The following is a 2,823-nucleotide window of genomic DNA, read 5'->3' as shown; positions in this document are numbered from 1 at the left end:
TTTTTTGGGTGTTGGGGGTGTGGGGCCGGGCGCGCGGGGGCGGCGGCCGAGGCGCGCTGCTCGGGCTTCGCCGACGCCGGGCTGGTCATGCCTGCGGCGAGGGCGACGGCTGCGGCGGTGGCCACGGTGGCCGCAGCCGCTCTTTTCACTTGTCTGCGCAAAACTCCCCCTGGAAATGGAGTACCGGGCCGGCGAATGACTCGCTCACCCGGCCGGGGGCAGTCTCGTACGCATGAACGTCAACCCCCCGGACCACGCAGTATGCCGGGGGGTGATCTGACGGCTCAATAGTTGAGAGGAGGGTGAGAAAGCGCTGCCGCGAACTGTTACGCGCCGGGTGGAACACCGTTACCAAACCGCGAAGTCGCGTACGTGCGTTCGGTGTTATAGGCCTCCGGCCGCGCCGCTACGCGCCCGCGTTCTCCTTCACGGTGATCTTTCCCTTGCGGATGGTCGCCAGGCGCGGGGCCTTCCTCGCGATCGCGGAGTCGTGGGTGACCATGATGAAGGTCAGGCCGTGCTCCTTCCACATGCGTTCGAGCACCTCCATGATCTCGTCCCGCATGCCCTCGTCGAGGTTGCCGGTCGGTTCGTCGGCGAGCAGCACCTTGGGCTGCTTCACCAGTGCGCGGGCGATGGCGACGCGCTGCTGCTGCCCTCCTGACATCTCCGAGGGCAGATGGCCCAGGCGTTCGCCCAGTCCGACCGAGTGCAGGGCCTCGGCGGCTCGTTCGCGGCGGTCCCTGGCCTTGATGCCGAGCGGGACGAGCGCGATCTCCACGTTCTCCTGGGCGGTGAGCGTGGGGATGAGGTTGAAGGACTGGAAGACGAAGCCGATGCTCTCGCTGCGGACCCTGGTGAGCCGGGCCTCGGGGAGCCTGGCCAGGTCGGTGCCGTCGAGGACGACTTCGCCGGAGGTGGGGCGGTCGAGGCCGCCGAGCATCTGGAGCAGCGTGGACTTGCCGCCGCCGGTGGGCCCCTGGATGACCAGGCGGTCGCCGTCGCCGATGGTCAGGTCTATGCCGTCCAGGGCGTGGATGGTGTCCTTTCCGCGGGTGTAGCGCTTGGTGACGTTCCTGAGTTCGTACATGGTGGCTCCTGGGAGGGTTCGGGGTGGTGCGCGCCGTGGTCGGGTGCCGGTGAGCGGGGCCGCTACTCCACGCGCCGCAACGCATCCGCCGGGCGCAGCCTCGACGCCCGCCAGCCTCCGAACGCTCCCGCGATCAGGCCTCCGGCCACCGCGAGACCGACCGCGAGGACGATCGTGGTGAGGCTGACCGGAGCGGTGAGCGCCACCTCCAGGCTCTTCGCCGCCTGCCGGCCGGGGCCGCCGAAGCCGCCACCGCCGAAGCCACCGCCGGCGGGACCACCGGGACCGCCGGGACCGCCGCCGGTGTTGCCGAGCGAGGCATTCAGCGTCGGGCTGATCGCCGTGACGAGGTATGCGCCCCCCAGGCCGAGGGCGATACCGAGGGCACCGCCGACCAGTCCGTTGACCACCGCCTCGCCGACCACCTGCCGGGTCACCCGGCCCGACTTCCAGCCCAGGGCCTTCAGCGTGCCGAACTCGCGGACGCGCCGGGAGACGGCGGAGGAGGTGAGCAGTCCGGCGACCAGGAACGCCGCCACCAGCACCGCGATGGACAGCCACTTGCCGACGTTGGCGGCCAGGCCGGAGGCGGTGGACAGCGAGCCGGAGACGGTCTTGGCGAGGTCGGCGGAGGTGGTGACCGTCGTGCCGGAGACGTTCTTCTGGATGGCGCTCTTGACGGTGTCGATCTGCTGGGAGTCGGTCGCCTTGACGTAGACCGTGGTGATCTTGTTCTTCTCGCCGGCCAGTGCCTGCGCCTGCTTGAGCGGGATGTAGAGGTTGGCCGCCGAGTCACCGCTGTCGGCGGTGGCGATGCCGATCACCCTGTACTTGACGCCCTTGACGGTGACGGTGGAGCCGACCTTGTACTTCTTCGTCTTGGCGTAGGCCGAGTCGGCGACGGCGACCTTGGCGTTCGTCTCGGTCGTCCTGAAGGTGCGGCCACTGGTGATCTTCGACGAGGTCAGCGGGCCGAGCGCTGTCCTGGTGACGTCGGTGCCGTAGACCGTGTACTGGTTGATGTCGAAGTCGGCGCCGCCGCCCCGGACCTCGCCCTGCGGCAGGCCGTTGCCGACGCCGGGTCCGCCCTGCCGGTTGCCGCCGGAGTTCTGGTTCTGCTGGAACTGGCCGCGGGTGAACTGTCCGCTGACCTTCACCACGTTGAGGCTCAGTCCGCCGACGGCCGTCGAGACGCCCTTCTGCGCCGAGACCCTGGTGACGGTGGAGGAGGCGAGGGTGGTGAAGCCCTGCACCATGACCCGGTCGCTGCTCTGCGACTTGGAGTCGCCGTTGTTCTGCGCGTCGAACCGGAAGCGCGGACGCTGCGCGTCGCCGGTGGACGCCGACGCCGCCTTGGTGACGGTCATGTCCGTACCGAGGCCGTAGAGCGACTGGAGGACCTTGTCCTGGGCCTTCCCCATGCCGTTGGACACGGAGTTGACCACGATGACCAGCGCGATGCCCAGCGCGAGGCCGGAGGCGACGACGAGGGCCGCCTTTCTGCGGCGGCGCAGTTCGCGCCTCAGGTAGGTGAAGAACATGGCCGCAAGCTAGGCACGCACCGTGATGACTCGATAAGGCCGGAATAAGAGATGCATGAGAAGGCTGTGACCGGCCCCGGAAAGTGCCCGGAAACACCGGTGCCGCCCCCGGGGGGGGGCCCCCGGCGCGGGGGGGGGGGGGGGGGGAGGCGGGCGCGCCCGTGGGGGATAAACAAAAACACGCCCCCCCGC

General features: G+C 69.6%; 2 protein-coding genes. Both read right to left on the bottom strand.

The genetic code is table 11. From position 1 onward, the window contains the following. Window positions 1–406: 406 nt before the first annotated feature. Window positions 407–1,090, bottom strand: a complete 684-nt coding sequence (locus ACFW2E_RS14530) for an ABC transporter ATP-binding protein (protein ID WP_384466210.1) — start codon at window positions 1,088–1,090, stop codon at window positions 407–409. A 62-nt stretch (window positions 1,091–1,152) separates the two neighbouring features. Next, the gene (locus tag ACFW2E_RS14525) at window positions 1,153–2,631 is read right to left on the bottom strand and encodes an ABC transporter permease (protein WP_384466208.1); all 1,479 of its coding nucleotides are present in this window, start codon (window positions 2,629–2,631) and stop codon (window positions 1,153–1,155) included. Window positions 2,632–2,823: the final 192 nt, after the last annotated feature.

Source organism: Streptomyces sp. NPDC058964, assembly GCF_042741275.1.
GTDB lineage: Bacteria > Actinomycetota > Actinomycetes > Streptomycetales > Streptomycetaceae > Streptomyces.
Note: the sequence above shows the minus strand (reverse complement) of the source record. Positions and strands in the feature narration are given on the sequence as shown.